Origin of the sequence: Lichenibacterium ramalinae (genome assembly GCF_004137085.1) — a bacterium.
Lineage (GTDB): Bacteria > Pseudomonadota > Alphaproteobacteria > Rhizobiales > Beijerinckiaceae > Lichenihabitans > Lichenihabitans ramalinae.
This window is the reverse complement of sequence record NZ_QYBC01000006.1, coordinates 121,299-139,409: the sequence shown is the minus strand read 5'-3', so window position 1 is coordinate 139,409 and position 18,111 is coordinate 121,299. Positions and strand designations below refer to the sequence as shown.

Sequence of the window (18,111 nt, the reverse complement as noted above, 5' to 3'; positions counted from 1 at the left end):
CGCGCCCGGCAGGCACCCGTCAGACGGCGGTCCCCCGCGCCGGCGGCTTCACCCGGTACCAGGTGACGTAGAGCGCCGGGAGGAAGAACAGCGTCAGGAAGGTCGCCGCCACGATGCCGCCGATCATGGCATAGGCCATCGGGCCCCAGAAGACCTGCGGGGCGATGGGGACGAGGCCGAGGCTGGCGGCGGCGGCGGTGAGCAGGATCGGCCGCATGCGGTGCTGCGTGGCTTCGAACACGGCGGTCCAGCGGTCCTTGCCCTCCGCCAGCACCTCGTCGATCTGCGCCATCAGGATGATGGAGTTGCGGATGATGATGCCGATGAGGGCGAGGATGCCGAGGATCGCCACGAAGCCCATGGGCTTGCCGGACAGCAGCAGCGCCGCCACTACGCCGATGAGGCCGAGCGGCGCCACGCTGACCACCAGGAACAGCTTCTGGAAGCTCTGCAGCTGCACCATGATGAGGAACGCCATGGCGAGCAGCATGACGGGCACCACGGCGGCGATGGGCCCCTGGCCCTTGCCGCTTTCCTCCACGGCGCCCCCGACCGCGACCTTGAAGCCCCGCGGCAGCGCGCCCTCGAAGGTCGCGATCGCGGGGGCGAGCGCGTCCACCACGGTGGCGGGCTGGGTGTCGTCGTGCAGCGCTGCCCGGACCGTGATGGTGGGCAGGCGGTCGCGCCGCCAAACGATCGGCTGTTCGAGGTCGTAGTGCAGCGTCGCGAAGGCGAGGAGCGGCACGACCTTGCCGCCGCTGGTCGGCACCTGCAGGCCCTGCAGCGTCTCGATCCTGTCGCGCTCGTCCGCGCCGGCCCGGCCCACCACGTCGACGAGGTAGATGCTGTCGCGGATCTGCGTGATGGACGTGCCGCCCACGAGCCCGTTCAGCACCCCGGCGACGTCGGCCGACGAGATGCCGAGCTGGCGCGCCTTGTCCTGGGCGATGTCGACCCGCACCACCTTGCCGGGCTCGTTCCAGTCGAAGGTCGGGGGATCGAGGTGCGGGTTGCCGGCCATCAGCGCGGCGAGCTTGAGCGCCTGGGCGCGCAGCACCTGGATGTCCGGGCCGCCGAGCCGGTACTGCACGGGCCGGCCGACGGGCGGGCCGAGGTCGAGCGGATGCACGAAGGTGTCGATGCCGACGAAGCCGTCGGCCGCGATGCCGCGCAGGCGGGCCGCCACGGCGTCGCGCACGCCGAGGCCCTTGGTCACCACCACGATCTGCCCGAAGAAGCTGTTCTGCAGCTGCTGGTCGAGCGGCAGGTAGAAGCGGATCGCGCCCTCGCCCACGTAGGAACTCCAGCTGGCGATGTCGGGGTCCCGCGCCAGTTCGTGCTCGAACCGGTCCATCTGCGCCTTGGTGTTGAGGATGGTGCTGTTCTGCGGCAGCGTCATGTCGACCAGCAGTTCGGGCCGGTCGGCGGAGGGGAAGAACTGCTGCTGGACGTGGCTCATCCCCACGACCGAGAGCGCCAGCAGGGCGATGCAGCCCGCGACCGTGAACCATCGCCACCGCATGGCGCCGCCCAGCATGGCGGCGAAGACCCGGGCGACGAGGCCCGGCCGCGAAGCGTCGTGGTGTTTCATGGTCTTGGGGAGCAGCTTGACGCCGATGAGGGGCGCGAAGAGCACCGCCACGACCCAGGACACCAGCAGCGAGGCCGCGATGACGACGAAGAGCGTGTAGGTGTATTCGCCCGCCGACGAGCCGTTGAAGCCGATGGGGATGAAGCCCGCCACCGTCACCAGCGTGCCGGTGAGCATGGGAAAGGCCGTGGAGGTGAAGGCGAAGGTCGCCGCCTTGGTGAGGTCGTCGCCGCGTTCCAGCCGCGACACCATCATCTCGACGGTGATCATGGCGTCGTCGACCAGCAGGCCGAGCGCGATGATGAGGGCGCCGAGCGAGATGCGCTGCAGCGACACGCCGAAATGGCCCATCACCACGAAGACGATGGCCAGCACCAGGGGGATCGAGAAGGACACGACGAGCCCGGCCCGCAGGCCGAGGCTGACGAAGCTGACCGCCAGCACGATCAGCACGGCCTCGACCAGCGCCTCCGTGAAGCCGCCCACCGCCTCCTCGACGATCTTGGGCTGGTCGGACACGAGGTGGATGTCGACCCCGAGCGGCAGGCGCGCCTCGACGTCGCGCATCTTCTCCTTCAGGGCCTCGCCGAAGCGGAGCAGGTTTCCCGAGGCCTTCATGCCGATGCCGAGGCCGATGGCGGGCTCGCCGTTCACGCGGAACAGCGGGTCGGGCGGGTCGCGGTAGCCGCGGGTGATCGTGGCGATGTCGCTGAGCGGGAAGTAGCGGTCGTTGATGCGCAGGTTGAGGTTCTCGAGGCTGTTCTCCGACGTGAAGCCGCCCGTGACCCGCATCGACACCTGTTCGGGCCCGGCCTGGAGCACGCCCGACGGCTGCACGCCGTTCTGGTTCTGCAGCGTGCGGATCAGCGACTGGACGTCGAGGCCCAGCGCGGCGAGCTTCTTGGTCGAGAAATCCAGGTACACGACCTCGTCCTGGGCGCCCACCACCTGCACCTTGCCGATGCTCGGCACCGTGAGGATCTCGGAGCGGACCTCCTCGACGTAGTCCCGCAGCTGGCGCTGGCTTAGCCCATCGGCCGTGAAGCCGTAGATGTTGCCGTAGACGTCGCCGAACTCGTCGTTGAAGGACGGCGGCTGCACGCCGCTCGGCATGGTGCTCTGGATGTCTTGCACGTGCTTGCGCACCTGGTAGAACATCCACGGGACCTGCTTGGGGTCGGTCGTGTCCTTGAGGTTCAGCAGCACGGTGGTGCGCCCCGGCACCGTGTAGCTCTTGGTATAGTCGAGCGCGTCGATCTGGGTCAGCTCCTTCTCGATGCGCTCGGTGACCTGGCTGGTCATCTCGTCCACGGTGGCGCCCGGCCAGGCCTGGCTCACCACCATGGTCTTGATGGTGAAGGGCGGGTCCTCCTGGCGGCCCAGGCCCGTATAGGCGCCGTAGCCGGCGAGGGCCGACAGCAGCATGAGGAACCACACGAACGATCGGTGTTCGAGCGCCCATTCCGACAGGTTGAACTTCACGGCTCTCATCCGGGTCGTCGGGCCCGCCGCGCCACGGGGCAGGGGACCGGTTGAAACGATGCGGGGCGGCGGCGCCGCCCGATCCGGGCCCTAAGGGGCGTCGATCTTGACGGCCTGGCCCTCGGTCGCCGAGTGGGCGCCGGCGATCAGGACGCGGTCGCCGGCGGCGAGGCCGGTCGCCACCGTGACGGTGCCGGGATCGCGTTCGCCGAGCGTCACGGCGCGGGCGCGGAGGCGGTTCTGCGGGTCGACGGTCCAGACCGTCGTGGCGCCGTCCCGCTCCACGGCGGCGCCGGCCGGCAGCACGATGCGGGCAGGGCCCGGCACCGCCTCGACCAGACCGAGCGTCACCGTGGTGCCGAGGCGGAAGGCCGCCGGGGCGGCTTCGAGCGTCAGGCGCACCCGCCGCGTCCGGGTCAGCTGATCGGACTGGGGCGCGATCTCCCGCACCGTGGCTTGCGCCGAGACGGCGGGATCGGCGAGCAGCGCCACCGTGAAGGCCCGCCCGGCGGCGAACCTGGCGACCCGGTCGTCCGGCACGTCGAACACGGCGTCGCGCAGGTCGGGCCGCGCCACGGTGACGACCGCCTGGCCGGCCGTCACCACCTGGCCGACCTCGGCCGTCCAGCTCTCGACCACGCCGTCGTAACCGCTCCGGAGCGAGGCGTAGCCGAGTTGTTCCTCGGCCTTCTGCAGGCTGGCCTGCGCCTGGCCGACCTTGGCCTGCGCGGTGTCGCGCGCCGCCAGGGCCGCGTCGACCTGGGCCTGGCTGACGCTGCCGGTCCTGATGAGTTCCTGCTGCCGGTCGTTGGTGGCCTTGGCATTGACCAGGGCCGCCCGCGCGTTGGCGAGGTCGGCCTTGGAACCCACGACGGCGAGCCGCAGAACCGTCGGGTCCAGCGTCGCCAGCATCTGCCCCTGGACGACCCGGTCGCCGACGTCGACGTTGCGCGCCGTCATGCGGCCGGTCGCCTGGAACCCGAGCTTCGCCTCGTAGCGCGGCGCGACCGTGCCGGTGAAGCGCCGTTCCGCCGGCGGCGCGGCGGGCTCGACCACGACCGTCAGGGCGGGCCGGACCGGCGCGGCGGCCTCCGCCGGCTTGCGCTCGCAGCCGCCGAGCAGGGCTGCAACCGCGGCGAGGGGGACGAAGACCCGGAAGCGGGGGAGCGCCGTCACGGCAGGTTGCCCTTCACGACCGCCACTTTCTGTCCCGGATAAAGCAGTTGCACCCCGGCCGTGACGACGCGCCGGCTCCCGTCGAGGCCGCCCGACAGGACGACGCTGCCGGTGGCGTAGCTCTTCACCGAGACCGGCTGCAGCGACACCCTGTCCTGGTCGTCGAGCACCCACACGGACGGCCGGCCCTCGGCCTCGAAGAGCGCGCTCCAGGGCAGCACGACGGCGGTCTGCCGCTCGAACCGCCCGCGCCCCACCACGGCGGCGCCGAGCGCCATGCCGGTCGCCGGCCCGCGCAGCCCCACCTTCACCGTGACGGTGCTGGAGGCCGCGTCGAGGATGGGCGAGACTTCCCGCACGGTGCCGACGGCCGTCACCTTGGGGTCGGCCTGGAGCGCGATGTCGACGGCGTCGTCCCGCGGCGGCGTCGTCAGCAGGGCTTCGGGGATCTCGAAGACGGCGTCGCGCGGCCCGTCCTGCGCCAGGACGAAGACGGTCTGGCCGGCCTGGACGACCTGCCCGGCCTCGACGCTGCGCGACACCACGATGCCGTCCTGGCCGGCCCGGAGCTCGGCATAGGAGAGCTGCTCCTCCGCGGTGTTGAAGGCCGCCTCCGCGGCCTCGACCTGCGCCCGTGCCGTGTTCAGCGTTTCCTGCGCCTGGTCGTAGCTCGCCCGCGTGGTGTATCCGGAGGCGATGAGGCTCTGCTGGCGCTTGAAGGTCGCCTCGGCCTGGACGAGGAGTGCCTGGGCCGCCGTGACCGCCGCCCGGGCATTGTCGACGTTGGCGTGCTGCTCGGTCGCGTCCACGGTGGCGAGAACCTGATCGGCCGCCACGTGCTGGCCGACCTCGACGCGGCGCTCCGACACCTTGCCGTCGACCCGGAAGGCGATGTTGCTCTGCACGCGAGCCTGGACCGTGCCGGCGAGCGCGAGGTCGGCATCGACGTCCCGCGCCGCCGGCACCACCGCCTCCACCGGGACCAGCCCGGCCTCCGCCGCCACCGCCGGACCGGCGGCCGGTCGGCACAACAATGCCGCCGCCGCGCAGAGCACCGGCAGGGCTCCGCATCGGCGGCGGTCGCGGAGGGCGCGGGGACGGAACATCATGGTACGAGCCGGGTGAGCGGAAGCCGTTGTGCCACGCTGCATAAGCCGCTAATAACAAACCGTCCAGTTGGATTTTTTCATGAGCAGACCACCGCAGGCCCGAAGCCTCGCCACGATCGACAAGGTGCTGGATGCCGCCGAGGCGCTGCTGGCGCGCGACGGCATCGGCAGCCTCACCATGGACGCGGTCGCGCTCGAGGCCGCGGTCAGCAAGGGCGGCGTGCTGCACCATTTCCGGTCGAAGGACGCGCTGGTCTCGGCCATGGCGCTGCGCAAGCTGAAGCGGCTGCAGGAAGGCGTCGACGCCGCGCAGGCGCGGTTGGCGGGCCTGTCCCAGGCCGTGCTCCGCGGCATGGTCGATTACGCGCGGGCGACCTACTGCGAGGACGACAACTTTTCCCGTCCCATGCTGGTGGCGGCGGTGGAGCATTCCGAATCGCTGGCGGTGTTCCAGGGCATGTTCGCCGAGATCTTCGACGAGGTCCGCCAGCAGACGGCGGCGCCCGACGTCGCCACGGCCCTGCTCTTCGCCACGATCGGCCTCCAGGTCGCCCGCACGCTCGGGCTGGCGCGGCTCGGGGCCGACGAGGCGGCGGCGGTGTTCGACGCCATCTCGGGCCTCGCCGCCGGGCTGCCGCCGCCCTGACGGTCAGGCCGCTTCCATCAGCGCCGCGACATGGGCGGCGACCGAAAGGCCGAGGCCCTGGAGGTCGTAGCCGCCCTCGAGGAGTGACACGACGCGGCCGCCGGCGCGGGCCGCGGCGAGGTCCATGACGCGCCGCGTCGCCCAGGCGAAATCCTCCGCGTCGAGCGCGATCTGGCCGAGCGGGTCGCGGCGGTGGGCGTCGAAGCCGGCCGACACGATGACGAGGTCGGGCGCGAAAGCCGCCATGCGGGGCAGGATCAGCCCCTCCAGCGCCGCCCGGAACGCCGCCGCGCCGTCACCGGGCGCCAGCGGGGCGTTGACGATCGTGTCGTAGTCGCCGCGCTCGCCTCGGGCCCCGGTGCCGGGGAAGAGCGGCATCTGGTGCGTCGAGCAATAGAGCACGGCGGGGTCGTTCCAGAAGATGTCCTGCGTGCCGTTGCCGTGGTGGACGTCCCAATCCAGGATGGCGACGCGGGCGGCGCCGTGGACTTCGCGGGCGTGCCGGGCCGCCACGGCCGCGCTGTTGAAGAAGCAGAATCCCATGGCGGTGGCGCGTTCGGCGTGGTGGCCGGGCGGGCGCATGGCCACGAAGGCGTTGTCGGCCCGCCCCGCCATCACCTCGTCCACCGCCAGCACGGCCCCGCCGGCGCCCCGCAGGACGGCCGCCATCGTGCCGCTGCCGATGGCGGTATCGGGGTCGATCCGCAGCAGCTCGCCCTCGGCCGGGCGGGCCGCCAGCAGCGCGTCGACATAGGCTTCCTCGTGGGCGCGGACCAGCGCGGCGCGGTCGGCCTCGGGGGCTTCCAGGCGCCGCAGCGCCTCGAAACCCGGTCCCGACAGCGCCGCCGCGACGGCGCGCAGCCGGTCGGGGCGTTCGGGATGGCCCTCGCCCATGTCGTGGCCGAGGCCGGCCTCGTGCCCGATCAGGATTGTACTCACGGCGTCCATGCTCTCCCGGGCCGCTGCCGGCCGCCGCCTTGTGGTGCGGGTGACACGGATGAGGCGAATGTGTGACAAGGGCTCGTTAACGGCCGGCCCGTCATGCTATGGGCTGCCGCAGAACTGGGGCGGTGCGGGGCAGGATCAATGCGGACCTATCTGCGGGCGGCGGCGGTGCTGGTGGGAGCCCTCGCGGCGTCGGGCTGCCAGTACAAGGCGACGCCCGACCCGGTGCTCTCGTCCCGCGACAAGGAATTCATCTCCAAGGTGCCGGTGGCCGACATGGGCCGCAACTTCGACCGCTACGAGGTCGAGGACACCACGGGCCAGCCGCCCGGCACCATCGTGGTCGACACCCACGACAAGCTGCTCTTCTACGTGCTGGGCCACGGCAAGGCGATGCGTTACGGCGTGGCGACCGGGGCCGAGGCCTATGGCTGGACCGGCACCGCCACGGTCAAGCGCATGGCGGAATGGCCGCGCTGGATGCCGCCCGCCGACATGATCAAGCGCTGGCCGCATCTCAAGCCCGTGGTGGCCGAGGGCGGCATGCCGGGCGGGCCGGAAAACCCGCTCGGGGCCCGCGCCCTCTACCTCTACGACGCGCAGGGCCGCGACACGCTCTACCGCATCCACGGCACCAACGAGCCGACCGAGATCGGCCACGACGCGTCCTCGGGCTGCATCCGCATGCGGGACATCGACGTCATCGACCTGTACAGCCGCGCCAAAGTCGGCACCCGCGTCGTCGTGATGTGACGCCGCGGCCGGCCGCGGCCGCGCCGTCGTTCAGACGGTCAGGCCCGGGCTCGACACGGTGATGTGCAGCAGCTCCGGTGGGACGCCGAGGCGCGCCGGGATGCCGGATTCGCCGAGCCCTCCCGACACGATGAGGTGGCGCTGCCCCTCGACGATGTGGCCGTAGTTGTATCGGCGCGACGGCGTCACGATGGGGCCGATGCCCGGCACGATGATCTGTCCGCCGTGGGTGTGGCCCGACAGGGTCAGGGAGACGCGGTCCGGCATGCGGGCGAAGGCGTAAGGCTCGTGCGCCAGCATGATGACCGGCGCGTCGTCGCGGATCAGCTTCAGCGTGCCGGGAAGGTCGTCCGCGCCCTTGTGCCCCTGCGACGCCGTCTGATAGGCGATCTGGTCGGCCAGCCCGGCCAGCCAGAACCGTTTGCCGCCCCGGTCGACCAGCACGGCATCGTTCTCGAGCAGGCGGACGTCGATGGCGCGCAGCGCGCGGCGGACCTCCTCGGGGCCGCCCTTCATGCCCGGGACGGGACCGTGCCACCAGTCGTGGTTGCCGAGGATGGCGTAGGTGCCCAGCGGTGCCCGCAGCACCGACAGCGCGTCCGCCCAGGCCGCCGGCATGACGGGCCCGCTGACGAAGCGGTGCCCGGCGTTGAAGTCGCCGAGCAGCAGGATGAGGTCCGGGTCGAGCGCGTTGCACTGGTCCGCGATGGCGCGGATGCGCTCGGCCGACATCCAGGGCTCGCAGGCGTGGATGTCGGCGATGACGCCGATGCGCAGCGTGAGGCCCGGCGTCCAGCCCGGCGGCGTCACGACGTAGCGGCGGACGGCCGGCGTCATGCCGGGCTCGACGGCGACCGCATAGGTGCCCAACGCCGCCGGGCCCAGGGCCAGGGCGCCGACGCCGGTCAGGATCGTCCTGCGTGAGATGGTCAGGGTGTTGCCCTCCGCCGGGTGGCCGGCGGCCGCTCGGACCGCCGGGTTCGGCCTCAGGCCGCGCGCGTCCGCGCGAGGTGGGGCTTTTCGGCCGGCTTGTCCACCCCGCGCGGCGACGACGCCGGGTCGGGCTGGGTGGTGAAGCGCAGGGCCGCCGCCACGGCCGAGATGCCGATCTCGCGGTATAGACGGGCCTGGAGGTCGCGGGCGTCCTGCCGGTTCGGCGCGGAATTGGTGTCGGTCATGGCGGGTTCCCCCGATCCGGCCTGCCGCCCTGGGGCGGCGCCGGAGCTGTGTTGGACATGAGGGCAACCATGTCGCGACATCCTTGACACAATCCTAAGCCAAGCGCCGCCGCAGTTGTGCCGAGTCGGAACGGCGGCTCACGGCAGGGTCCATTGGCACAGCTTGAAGCCGTTGCGTCGGTGCTCGAGGTCGACGTGCAGATCGGTCTCGTGGAAGGCGTCGGCGCCGGGGCCCAGCACGGTGGCGAAACGCGCGCAGGCCGAGGCCCGCAGCGCGGCCAGCACGTCCCGGGCCCCGGGGTCCTTCCACCCCACGGTGCGGCGGGCGAAGCGGAAGGCCAGGATGTCGATGGCGTTGCCGCGGGCATGTTCCGACACCCGGGCGCCCGCGGCCCAGTTGCGGTTGCGGCAGACGTAGGCGGCCGCGTCCGCGATGCCGAGGAGGTCCCCCTCGGCGGCCGTCGCCGGCGCGACGTCGTCCCGCACCCAGTCGGCGAGGCGGTCGGCGAGGTCGCAGCGCATGACGGCCGGCGGTACCAGCGCGACCTGCCGGCCGCCGCGCAGCACGACGGCGGCCAGCGTCACCGGCGCGGCGACCCCGCAGGCATCGCCCTCGGCGATGGCGGCGGCGGGACGCGCCACGACCTTGCCGCCCGCCAGCAGCGGCCCGCAGACGGGGTCGGGGTCGGGCGGGGCGTCGGGGTCCGGCGCGCGCCGGGGTGGGGGCGGCCCGAAGGCCTCGGCCCGCGGCAGAGGGGCGGCACCGGCGGCCTCGGGACGCGGCGGGACGGAGGGGAGCGGCAAGGGAGGCCCGGCTTCCTCGGGTCGCGGCAGCGGCAGCGGAACGATGGCGGGGGCCGACGGCATCGCGGCGACGGGCGGGCGCGGGACCGGCACGGGAGCGGGGAGGGGACCGGCGAGGGCGAGGCCCGGCGACCACGTCAGGCACCAGAGTGCGAGTATCGCCGAGGCCGGACGGCCGCGGGCCGTGCGGCCGAGCGCCAGGCCTGTCGCGGCCGGCCGGGCTGGATCGCGCGTTCCCATCTGGCTCCTCCCGGCCGAGGCTGTACCGGCTCCGGGGTCGATGCGATAGGGTCGGGCGTTCCGCCCGCCCGACCCGGAAGGCCCATGCCCGCGCTCCGCCGCCCTGCCGCCGCCGCGACCCGTCCCGTGCCGCGGCGGCGCCTTCCGCCCGAGCCCTTCGCCGCCGCGGCGGACCGCAGCCGCGCCTGCGCGGTCTTCGGGGCCGTCCTGGCGACGATCGCGGTGGCGATGGGGCGGAGCGGGGTAGGCGACCCGCGCGGGGCGCTGGCGGTGCTGGGCTTCGGCCTCGCCTTGGCGCTGCTCGCCGCCGCCCTGGCGCTCTGGTCCGCCGTGGTGATCTGGCGGACGGGCCGCCGCGGGACGGCCCGGGCCCTGTCCGCCCTCGCCCTGTCCGCCCTGGTGCTGGCCTATCCGGCCTATCTGGCGGGCCTTGCCCTGCGGCTGCCCGCCGTCGGCGACGTGTCGACGGACCCGGCGGCACCGCCGACGTTCTCGGCGGCGCCGGGCGTCGTCGCGGCCCGCGGCGGCACCGTCCATCCCGAGCTTCCGGCCGAGGCCCGGGAGGCGGCGCGGCGGGCCTATCCGACGCTCCAGCCCCTGCTGCTCGACGTGCCGGAGGACGAGGCCTACAGGCTGGCCCTGCACGCCGTCACGGCGCGCGGCTGGAGGGTCCTCGACGCCATGCCGCCGAAGGGCAAGTTCGGCACCGGTCACATCGATGCCGTGGCGCCGACCCGCGTCATGGCGCTGCCCGACGACGTCGCCATCCGCATCCGCGCCGCCGAGGGCCAGACGCGCGTCGACATCCGCTCCGCGTCGCGCTTCGGCCGGAGCGACGGGGGCAGCAATGCGGCCCGGATCCAGTCGCTGTCGGACGAGCTGCTCGACGCGGCGTCGTGACCCGGGCGCGGCGGCGCCGTCAAGCTGTCCCGATCAGCGCCCGGCGATGCTCGACGAGGCCCGCCGTGGACCCGTCGAGCCCGTCGAGCGAGGCCGCCGCGTCCGACACGATCGGGGCGAGCTTGTTGGCCAGCTCCTTGCCGAGTTCGACGCCCCATTGGTCGAAGGGGTTGGTGTCCCAGATGGCCGCCATGGTGAAGACGCGGTGCTCGTAGAAGGCGATGAGACGCCCCAACATCTTCGGGTCGAGCTTGCGGTAGAGGAAGGTCGAGGTCGGGCGGTTGCCGTCGAACTGCTTGTGGGCCTTCACGGCCGCGATGGCTTCGGGCTTGGCGCCGGCCTTGGTCATGACGGCTTCGACCTCGGCCTCGCTCCGCCCCACCATCAGGGCCTGGCTCTGCGCGAAGCAATTGGCGACGAGCAGCTCGTGGTGATGGAGGTCGGCGTCGGTCGGCTCGGCGGCGACGAGGAAGTCGATCGGCACCACCTCGGTGCCCTGGTGGAGGAGCTGGAAGAAGGCGTGCTGGCCGTTGGTGCCGGGTTCGCCCCACACGACCGGGCCGGTCGCCTCCTGCACGCGCGTGCCGTCGACGTGCACGTGCTTGCCGTTGCTCTCCATGTCGAGCTGCTGGAGATAGGCGGGGAAGCGGCCGAGCCGTTGGTCGTAAGGGATCACCGCCTGCGTGGCGAAGCTCCAGGCGTTGCGATACAGAACGCCGATCAACCCCATCAGCACCGGGATGTTGGATTCGAGCGGCGTTTGGCGGAAATGCGTGTCGACCTCGTGGCCGCCGGCCAGGAAGTCGGCGAAATGCTCCGGCCCGATCTGGATCACCACCGACAGGCCGATCGACGACCAGACGGAATAGCGCCCGCCGACCCAATCCTTGAAGCCGAACACCCGGTCTTCGCTGATGCCGAACTTGCCCACGAGGTCCAGCGCCGTCGACACGGCGGCGAAATGGTGCGGCACGGCATCGTCGCCGAGCTTGCCGGCCAGCCAGTCGCGGGCCGAGCGCGCGTTGGTCATGGTTTCCTGGGTGGTGAAGGTCTTGGAGGCCACGATGAACAGCGTCGTCGCGGGGTCGAGCCCCTTCAGCGTGTCGCCGATGTCGGCGCCGTCGACGTTGGACACGAAATGCGTGCGGATGCGCGGATGGCCGAAGGGCGCCAGCGCCCGCGCCGCCATGGCGGGGCCGAGGTCGGAGCCGCCGATGCCGATGTTGACGACGTCGGTGAGCTCGCGCCCCGTCGCGCCCTTGATGCTGCCGTCGCGCACGCCGCGGGCGAAGGCCGCGACCTTGGCGCGCACGCTGAGCACCTCGGGCATCACGTCCTGGCCGTCGACCGTCACGGAAGCGCCCTGGGGCGCCCGCAGCGCCGTGTGCAGCGCGGCGCGGGACTCGGTCGGGTTGACGACGCCGCCGGTGAACATGCGGTCGCGCTTCTCCTCGAGCTTCTGCGCCCGGGCGAGATCGAAGAGCGCGTGCAGCACGTCCTCGTCGACCCGGTGCTTCGAATAGTCGAAGACGACGTCGCCGAGGGCGACGTGGTAGCGGTCGAACCGCTCCGGGTCGGCGGCGAAGAGGTCCTTCAAGGTCCGGCCCTTCGATCGCTCGACCGCGGCGCGGAGGCCGGCGAACTTGGTGTCCTGCTTGTCCTGCGCCATCGTGATCCTCACTCCGGTCCTGTCGGGTCCCGCCGCGATCCCGTGAGTCGCGGCCCTGCGACAGCATAACAGGGGAAGGCTCGGAAAAGTCGCGTGCCGGCCGTTCCGCATCGGTGCCGCGTGAACAGCCCGGGTCGACGGCTCCGGTTTTTCCGTGCAGGACAGCCGTCGACGCCCGCCGCCGCGCGCGGCCACCGACCTCGCATGGACCAGGACCCTCATGGCGCCGCCGCTGCTGCAGATGACCTCTATCCGCTACACGCTCGGGGGCAAGCCGCTGCTCGACGGGGTCGACCTCCAGGTCGGACGCGGCGACCGCATCTGCCTCGTGGGCCGCAACGGTTCGGGCAAGTCGACGCTGATGAAGGTCGTGGCGGGCGACATCGGCCTCGACGGCGGCACGCGCTTCCTCCAGCCCGACGCCACGCTGCGGGTGCTGCCGCAGGAGCCGGACCTCGCCGGCTACGACGACGTCCTGTCCTACGTCGAAGCCGGCCTCGGGCCGCTCGACAATCCCTACCGGGCCCGCTCCCTGCTCGACGACCTCGGCCTCACCGGCGACGAGAAGCCCGGCCACCTGTCGGGCGGCGAACTGCGCCGTGCCGCCCTGGCCCGCGTCCTCGCGCCCGAGCCCGACATCCTGCTCCTCGACGAGCCCACCAACCACCTCGACCTGCCGGCCATCGAGTGGCTGGAGAACGAGCTGAAGTCGCTGCGCTCGGCCCTCGTCCTCGTCAGCCACGACCGGCGCTTCCTCACCAACCTGTCGCGCTCCACCGTCTGGCTCGACCGCGGCCGCACGCGCCGCATCGACCAGGGCTTCGGCGCCTTCGAGGACTGGCGCGACCAGGTGCTCGAGGAGGAGGAGCTCGAGCGCCACAAGCTCGACCGCAAGATCGCCCGCGAAGAGGACTGGGTCCGCTACGGCGTTTCCGGCCGCCGCAAGCGCAACGTGCGCCGCATGGCCGAGCTCGGCGATCTCCGCCGCGAGAAGCGCGAGGCCAGCCGCGTCGTGGGCCTCGCCACCATGACGGTGTCGGAGGGCAAGACCTCGGGCAAGCTCGTCGTCGAGGCGGAGGGCGTGTCGAAGAGCTATGGCGACCGGCCCATCGTGCGCGACCTGTCGACCCGGGTGCTGCGCGGGGACCGGCTCGGCATCGTGGGGCCGAACGGCGCCGGCAAGACGACGCTGCTGAACCTTCTCACCGGCCGCGACGAGCCCGACACCGGCACGGTGAAGCTCGGCGCCAACGTCCAGCTCGCGACGCTCGACCAGGCGCGCTCGAGCCTCAAGCCCGACACGACCCTGGCCGACGCCCTCACCGGGGGCGGCTCCGACCAGGTGATCGTCAACGGCGTCAGCAAGCATGTCATCGGCTACATGAAGGAGTTCCTGTTCGGCCCCGAACAGGCCCGCACCCCGCTGTCGCGCCTGTCCGGCGGCGAGCGCGGCCGCCTGATGCTGGCCCGCGCCCTGGCGCTGCCCTCGAACCTCCTGGTCCTCGACGAGCCCACCAACGACCTCGACCTCGAAACCCTGGACCTGCTGCAGGACCTGCTCGCCGAATATCCCGGAACCGTCGTGGTGGTGAGCCACGACCGCGACTTCCTCGACCGCGTGGCGACCTCCGTCATCAACTCGGAAGGGGAGGGGCGCTGGACCGAATATGCGGGCGGCTATTCCGACATGGTGGCGCAGCGCGGCTCGGGCGTGGCGGCGCGGACCCGGGAGGTGCAGGCCGGGCCCGTCTCGGCAGGTGTCGCGGCCGCCGCCGCCCCGGCCCCGGCCCGCCGCGGCAAGCTCAGCTTCAAGGACAAGCACGCGCTCGACAACCTGCCCCGGCAGATGGAGGAGATGCGGGCCCGGAAGGCCAAGGCCCAGGCAACCCTCGACGATCCCGGCCTTTATGGGCGCGATCCCGCCCGCTTCGCCAAGCTTTCGGCCTCGCTCGCCGACCTGGATGGGAAGCTCGCCGCCGCCGAAGAGCAGTGGCTCACCCTGGAAATGATGCGCGAGGGCCTCGAAGGCTGAGCGGCGCGGCGCCCTGCAATGTCGTGGGCCGTCCCTCTGCTGCCGACGGCCGGGAAAAGCGGCGGCGGCATGGCGGCAGGGTGAAACGAACTCTGTGGTCAAGCATTAGCTGGCATCACAGGGATGCACGTCATGACCGAACCGATGTCGAAGGGCGGGACTTCGGGTTCGGCCTGGACCGCCGCAGCGGTGCTGGGCTTCGCCCTCGTGGGCGTGCTGCGGCGACAGCAGGGCACGGAGCCGGCCGGACCCCGCCCGCCCCTGCCGGCGAACGCCCCGCCCGACGCCGCCCGCACGGGCATGCGAGCCGCGGGCGGGCAAGGCACGGGCGGCAAGGGTGCGGGCGAGAAGGGTGCGGGCGAGAAGGGCCGCATCAACGACGCCAAGGCCGGCACCGACGGCAAGCCGACCGAGCACCCGCCCGGCTTCCTCGGCATCGCCCGGTCCGTCTACGACCGGTTCGGCAACGACAACATCAGCCTCGTGGCGGCGGGCGTCGCCTTCTACGTCATGCTGTCGATCTTCCCGGCCCTGGCCGCCATGGTGTCGCTCTACGCGCTGGTCGGCAACCCGGACGACGTGGCCAGCCGCATCCAGGACTACAGCTACCTGCTGCCGCCCGAGGCCATGAAGCTCATCATCGACGGGCTGCACAACTTCGCCAAGACGGCGGGCTCGACGCTGTCCTGGGCGCTGGCCACCAGCCTCGTCCTGGCGCTGTGGAGCGCGCGCAACGGCATCTCGTCCATCATGACGGGGCTGAACATCGCCTATGAGGAGATCGAGACCCGCTCCTTCGTCGTGCAGACCGCCATCGCGCTCGGCCTGACGCTGGGGGCGATCCTGTTCGCCATCATCGTGGTCTTCGCCGTCGCGGTGATCCCCATCCTGCTCAACTTCCTGCCGTTCGGCTCGGTGGCCGGCACGCTGCTCAACTTCGCCCGCTGGCCCATCCTGGCCGTCCTGGTGGCGCTGGGCTTCGCCTTGATCTACCGCGTCGGCCCCTGCCGGAAGGATGCCAGCTGGCGCTGGATCAGCTGGGGGTCGGGCATCGCCACGGTGCTGTGGCTGGCGGGCTCCATCCTGTTCTCCGTCTATGTCGGCAAGTTCGGCTCCTACGATGCCACCTACGGCGCGCTCGGCGCCGTCGTCATCCTGCTGCTGTGGCTTTGGGTCAGTGCCCTCGTGCTGCTCGTCGGCGCCGAGATCGACGACGAACTCGACGAGCGTGCGTCCCGCACCGGCTCGCCCGTCGCGCCGGTGGCGCCCGGCAAGGGCAAGGCCTGACCGCCGGCCTGGAGCCGTCTCGGGTTCAACCGTCGCTTGCTTAGCCGTCGACTGCGGGCTAGCGTCCTCAACGGTGGGGCGTGGGCCGGCGGAGATGGCGATGGTGGTGCGGGTTGCCACGGTCGCGTTCCAGGGGATCGAGGCTCGGCCCGTCGACGTGCAGGTGCAGATTACCAACGGCGCCGTGGTGTTCAACGTTGTCGGGCTCGGCGACAAGGCCGTGGCGGAATCGCGCGAGCGCGTGCGCTCCGCCCTCACGGCCTCCGGCCTGGCCCTGCCGGCCAAGCGCATCACCGTCAACCTCGCGCCCGCCGACCTGCCCAAGGAGGGCAGCCATTACGACCTGCCGATCGCGCTCGGCGTCATGGCGGCCATCGGGGCCCTGCCGTCGGACGCCCTGCAGGGCTTCACGGTGCTGGGGGAACTGGCGCTGGACGGATCCATCTCGGCTGTTTCGGGCGTGCTGCCCGCCGCCGTCGCCGCCAATGCCGCCGGCAACGGCCTCATCTGCCCGGCCGCCTGCGGGCCGGAAGCGGCCTGGGCCTCGCGCGACCTCGAGATCCTGGCGCCGCGCTCGCTGATCCAGCTCGCCAACCACATGAAGGGCACGCAGCTCATGGCGCGGCCCGAACCCGCCATGCGGGCCGCCGGGACGGACCTGCCGGACCTGCGCGACGTCAAGGGGCAGGAAAGCGCCAAGCGCGCGCTCGAGATCGCGGCGGCCGGCGGCCACAACCTCCTGTTCAACGGGCCGCCCGGGTCCGGCAAGTCGATGCTGGCGGCGCGGCTGCCCTCCATCCTGCCGCCCATGACACCCCGCGAACTGCTCGACGTGTCGATGATCCATTCGGTGGCGGGCGCGCTGGCCGGTGGCGCCCTCACCGATCGCAGGCCGTTCCGCGCGCCGCACCATTCCGCCTCCATGCCGGCGCTCGTGGGCGGCGGCACGGGCGCCCGCCCCGGGGAAGTGTCGCTGGCCCATAACGGCGTGCTCTTCCTCGACGAACTGCCGGAATTCGCCACTCCGGTGCTGGATTCGCTGCGCCAGCCGCTCGAAACCGGCGAAGTGTCGATCGCCCGCGCCAACCACCGCGTCACCTATCCGGCGCGGTTCCAGCTCGTCGCCGCCATGAACCCCTGCCGCTGCGGGCTCGCCACCGAGCCCGGCTACGCCTGCCGGCGCCAGCCCAACGAGCGCTGCATGGCGCAATACCAGTCGCGCCTGTCCGGTCCGCTTCTCGACCGCATCGACCTCCACCTCGAGGTGCCGGCCGTCTCGGCCGCCGACCTCATCCTGCCGCCGCCGGCGGAAGGCTCCGCCGAGGTGGCGGCCCGCGTGGCCCGGGCCCGGGCCCGGCAGGTCGCCCGCTATGCCGGCCTCGGCCTGCCGGAGGTGACGACCAACGCGGCGGCACCCGCCGCCGTCATCGAGCAGGTGGCGGCGCTGGATGCCGGCGGGACGGCCTTCGTTCGTGCCATGGCGGACCAGCTGCGGCTCTCGGCCCGCGGCTTCCACCGCGTGCTGAAGCTCGCCCGCACCCTCGCGGATCTCGACGGCACGCCCGGCGTCGGACGGGCGCAGCTCGCCGAGGCGCTGTCCTATCGGCCCAGCGTCGATCGTCGCACCCGCGCCCCCGCATGATCCGGTTCGTCAGGCGCCCTGCCGCAGCGTCCCGCACAGCCGCGAAGCCTGGGCCACGACGGCGTCGATGTCCTCCGCATAGCCGCCCGCGATCCAGCGCAGCGCGATATGGATGATGCCGCCCATGACGCCGGCCCGCAGCAGGCCGGGGCTGGTCGGAGCCGCGCCATCCGGGTTCACGGCCATATCGAGCAGGAGGCCGAAGCCCTTGAGAGCCGCGCCCGACACGTGGTCGACGGCGGGGCTGACGCCGGCGATCTCCACCAGGAACACGCGCGCGCCCTTCGGGTCCCGCCGCAGCATCGCGTAGTAGCTGCGCAGCACCGCTTCGGCCCGAGCCGTGCTCGGCGCGGCCTCCGCCGCCGCGCGCATCTCGCCCAGCATCGCCGCGATCACGGTCTCGTAGGAGGCGACCAGAAGGGCCTCGCTGTTGAGGAACGATTCGTAGAAGTAGCGCTCCGTCAGCCCGGCGGCGTCGCAGACGGCCTTGACGGTCGCGGCCCGGAAGCCTCGCTCGCCGTAGACCGCGATGGCGGCGCGGATCAGCGCCTCGCGGCGCTGGGCGCGGCGCTGCTCCAGCGGCAGGCCCTGGTACCGGTTGGAGGTTCGGCTGCTCGGCATGCCCGTCCCTTGGCATGGTGTGGCGGGCGATTCAAC

The 18,111-nt window shown here is 72.3% G+C and carries 15 protein-coding genes; 6 read left to right on the top strand and 9 right to left on the bottom strand.

The window, feature by feature from the left end:
- Nucleotides 1-19: 19 nt before the first annotated feature.
- The 3 genes from D3272_RS08810 to D3272_RS08800 form a co-directional block, all read right to left on the bottom strand.
- Entirely contained in the window at nucleotides 20-3,016 is a 2,997-nt protein-coding gene (locus tag D3272_RS08810; RefSeq protein ID WP_428977976.1) for an efflux RND transporter permease subunit, read from the bottom strand.
- Between the two features lie 147 nt (nucleotides 3,017-3,163).
- Nucleotides 3,164-4,249 (bottom strand): efflux RND transporter periplasmic adaptor subunit, encoded by a 1,086-nt coding sequence (locus D3272_RS08805; RefSeq protein WP_207210172.1) that lies wholly within the window; start codon nucleotides 4,247-4,249, stop codon nucleotides 3,164-3,166.
- Nucleotides 4,246-5,358, bottom strand: coding sequence for an efflux RND transporter periplasmic adaptor subunit (locus tag D3272_RS08800; RefSeq protein WP_281010695.1), 1,113 nt, complete (start codon nucleotides 5,356-5,358; stop codon nucleotides 4,246-4,248). Before D3272_RS08800 ends, D3272_RS08805 begins: the two co-directional genes overlap by 4 nt.
- Nucleotides 5,359-5,437: 79 nt before the next feature.
- On the opposite strand from D3272_RS08800, the gene D3272_RS08795 reads away from it, so the two are divergent.
- Nucleotides 5,438-6,004, top strand: a complete 567-nt coding sequence (locus D3272_RS08795; RefSeq protein WP_129218784.1) for a TetR/AcrR family transcriptional regulator — start codon at nucleotides 5,438-5,440, stop codon at nucleotides 6,002-6,004.
- 3 nt (nucleotides 6,005-6,007) lie between these two features.
- Here D3272_RS08795 and D3272_RS08790 read toward each other — a convergent pair whose 3' ends face one another.
- On the bottom strand, nucleotides 6,008-6,943 hold the full coding sequence (locus D3272_RS08790; protein ID WP_129218783.1) for a histone deacetylase family protein: 936 nt from the start codon (nucleotides 6,941-6,943) through the stop codon (nucleotides 6,008-6,010).
- Nucleotides 6,944-7,090: 147 nt separating this feature from the next.
- On the opposite strand from D3272_RS08790, the gene D3272_RS08785 reads away from it, so the two are divergent.
- Entirely contained in the window at nucleotides 7,091-7,702 is a 612-nt protein-coding gene (locus tag D3272_RS08785) for a L,D-transpeptidase (RefSeq protein WP_165361283.1), read from the top strand.
- Nucleotides 7,703-7,732: 30 nt separating this feature from the next.
- On the opposite strand, the gene D3272_RS08780 is transcribed toward D3272_RS08785, so the two are convergent.
- The 3 genes from D3272_RS08780 to D3272_RS08770 all read right to left on the bottom strand — a co-directional run bounded on the left by D3272_RS08780 (nucleotide 7,733) and on the right by D3272_RS08770 (nucleotide 9,684).
- A complete protein-coding gene (locus tag D3272_RS08780) occupies nucleotides 7,733-8,539 on the bottom strand; it encodes a metallophosphoesterase (protein ID WP_129218782.1) in 807 nt (268 codons plus the stop codon).
- A gap of 149 nt (nucleotides 8,540-8,688) precedes the next feature.
- Entirely contained in the window at nucleotides 8,689-8,880 is a 192-nt protein-coding gene (locus D3272_RS08775) for a hypothetical protein (protein WP_129218781.1), read from the bottom strand.
- Nucleotides 8,881-9,018: 138 nt separating this feature from the next.
- Nucleotides 9,019-9,684: an extensin-like domain-containing protein gene (locus D3272_RS08770; protein ID WP_129218780.1), complete on the bottom strand. Its 666-nt coding sequence runs from the start codon at nucleotides 9,682-9,684 to the stop codon at nucleotides 9,019-9,021.
- Nucleotides 9,685-10,008: 324 nt separating this feature from the next.
- Here D3272_RS08770 and D3272_RS08765 point away from each other — a divergent pair, with 324 nt between their 5' ends.
- Nucleotides 10,009-10,824 (top strand): DUF1499 domain-containing protein, encoded by an 816-nt coding sequence (locus D3272_RS08765; protein WP_129218779.1) that lies wholly within the window; start codon nucleotides 10,009-10,011, stop codon nucleotides 10,822-10,824.
- A gap of 19 nt (nucleotides 10,825-10,843) precedes the next feature.
- On the opposite strand, the gene pgi is transcribed toward D3272_RS08765, so the two are convergent.
- Nucleotides 10,844-12,493, bottom strand: a complete 1,650-nt coding sequence (gene pgi / locus D3272_RS08760; protein ID WP_129218778.1) for a glucose-6-phosphate isomerase — start codon at nucleotides 12,491-12,493, stop codon at nucleotides 10,844-10,846.
- A gap of 220 nt (nucleotides 12,494-12,713) precedes the next feature.
- On the opposite strand from pgi, the gene D3272_RS08755 reads away from it, so the two are divergent.
- The 3 genes from D3272_RS08755 (at nucleotide 12,714) to D3272_RS08745 (ending at nucleotide 17,454) form a co-directional block, all read left to right on the top strand.
- Nucleotides 12,714-14,525 carry an ABC-F family ATP-binding cassette domain-containing protein gene (locus tag D3272_RS08755; RefSeq protein WP_129218777.1) on the top strand — a complete coding sequence of 604 codons (1,812 nt, stop codon included), beginning with the start codon at nucleotides 12,714-12,716 and terminating at the stop codon, nucleotides 14,523-14,525.
- Between the two features lie 132 nt (nucleotides 14,526-14,657).
- Nucleotides 14,658-15,812, top strand: a complete 1,155-nt coding sequence (locus D3272_RS08750; RefSeq protein WP_165361282.1) for a YihY/virulence factor BrkB family protein — start codon at nucleotides 14,658-14,660, stop codon at nucleotides 15,810-15,812.
- Between the two features lie 100 nt (nucleotides 15,813-15,912).
- Nucleotides 15,913-17,454, top strand: a complete 1,542-nt coding sequence (locus D3272_RS08745; RefSeq protein ID WP_129218775.1) for a YifB family Mg chelatase-like AAA ATPase — start codon at nucleotides 15,913-15,915, stop codon at nucleotides 17,452-17,454.
- 9 nt (nucleotides 17,455-17,463) lie between these two features.
- On the opposite strand, the gene D3272_RS08740 is transcribed toward D3272_RS08745, so the two are convergent.
- Nucleotides 17,464-18,075 (bottom strand): TetR/AcrR family transcriptional regulator, encoded by a 612-nt coding sequence (locus tag D3272_RS08740; RefSeq protein WP_129218774.1) that lies wholly within the window; start codon nucleotides 18,073-18,075, stop codon nucleotides 17,464-17,466.
- Nucleotides 18,076-18,111 lie beyond the last annotated feature (36 nt).

Excerpts from the sequence above, each read along its gene's own strand:
- D3272_RS08810 (WP_428977976.1), bottom strand. The coding sequence starts at position 3,016 with ATGCTGCTGTCGGCCCTCGCCGGCTACGGCGCCTATACGGGCCTGGGC.
- D3272_RS08800 (WP_281010695.1), bottom strand. The coding sequence starts at position 5,358 with ATGATGTTCCGTCCCCGCGCCCTCCGCGACCGCCGCCGATGCGGAGCC.
- D3272_RS08795 (WP_129218784.1), top strand. The coding sequence starts at position 5,438 with ATGAGCAGACCACCGCAGGCCCGAAGCCTCGCCACGATCGACAAGGTG.
- D3272_RS08785 (WP_165361283.1), top strand. The coding sequence starts at position 7,091 with ATGCGGACCTATCTGCGGGCGGCGGCGGTGCTGGTGGGAGCCCTCGCG.
- D3272_RS08780 (WP_129218782.1), bottom strand. The coding sequence starts at position 8,539 with ATGACGCCGGCCGTCCGCCGCTACGTCGTGACGCCGCCGGGCTGGACG.
- D3272_RS08775 (WP_129218781.1), bottom strand. The coding sequence starts at position 8,880 with ATGACCGACACCAATTCCGCGCCGAACCGGCAGGACGCCCGCGACCTC.
- D3272_RS08765 (WP_129218779.1), top strand. The coding sequence starts at position 10,009 with ATGCCCGCGCTCCGCCGCCCTGCCGCCGCCGCGACCCGTCCCGTGCCG.
- pgi (WP_129218778.1), bottom strand. The coding sequence starts at position 12,493 with ATGGCGCAGGACAAGCAGGACACCAAGTTCGCCGGCCTCCGCGCCGCG.
- D3272_RS08755 (WP_129218777.1), top strand. The coding sequence starts at position 12,714 with ATGGCGCCGCCGCTGCTGCAGATGACCTCTATCCGCTACACGCTCGGG.
- D3272_RS08750 (WP_165361282.1), top strand. The coding sequence starts at position 14,658 with ATGACCGAACCGATGTCGAAGGGCGGGACTTCGGGTTCGGCCTGGACC.
- D3272_RS08745 (WP_129218775.1), top strand. The coding sequence starts at position 15,913 with ATGGTGGTGCGGGTTGCCACGGTCGCGTTCCAGGGGATCGAGGCTCGG.
- D3272_RS08740 (WP_129218774.1), bottom strand. The coding sequence starts at position 18,075 with ATGCCGAGCAGCCGAACCTCCAACCGGTACCAGGGCCTGCCGCTGGAG.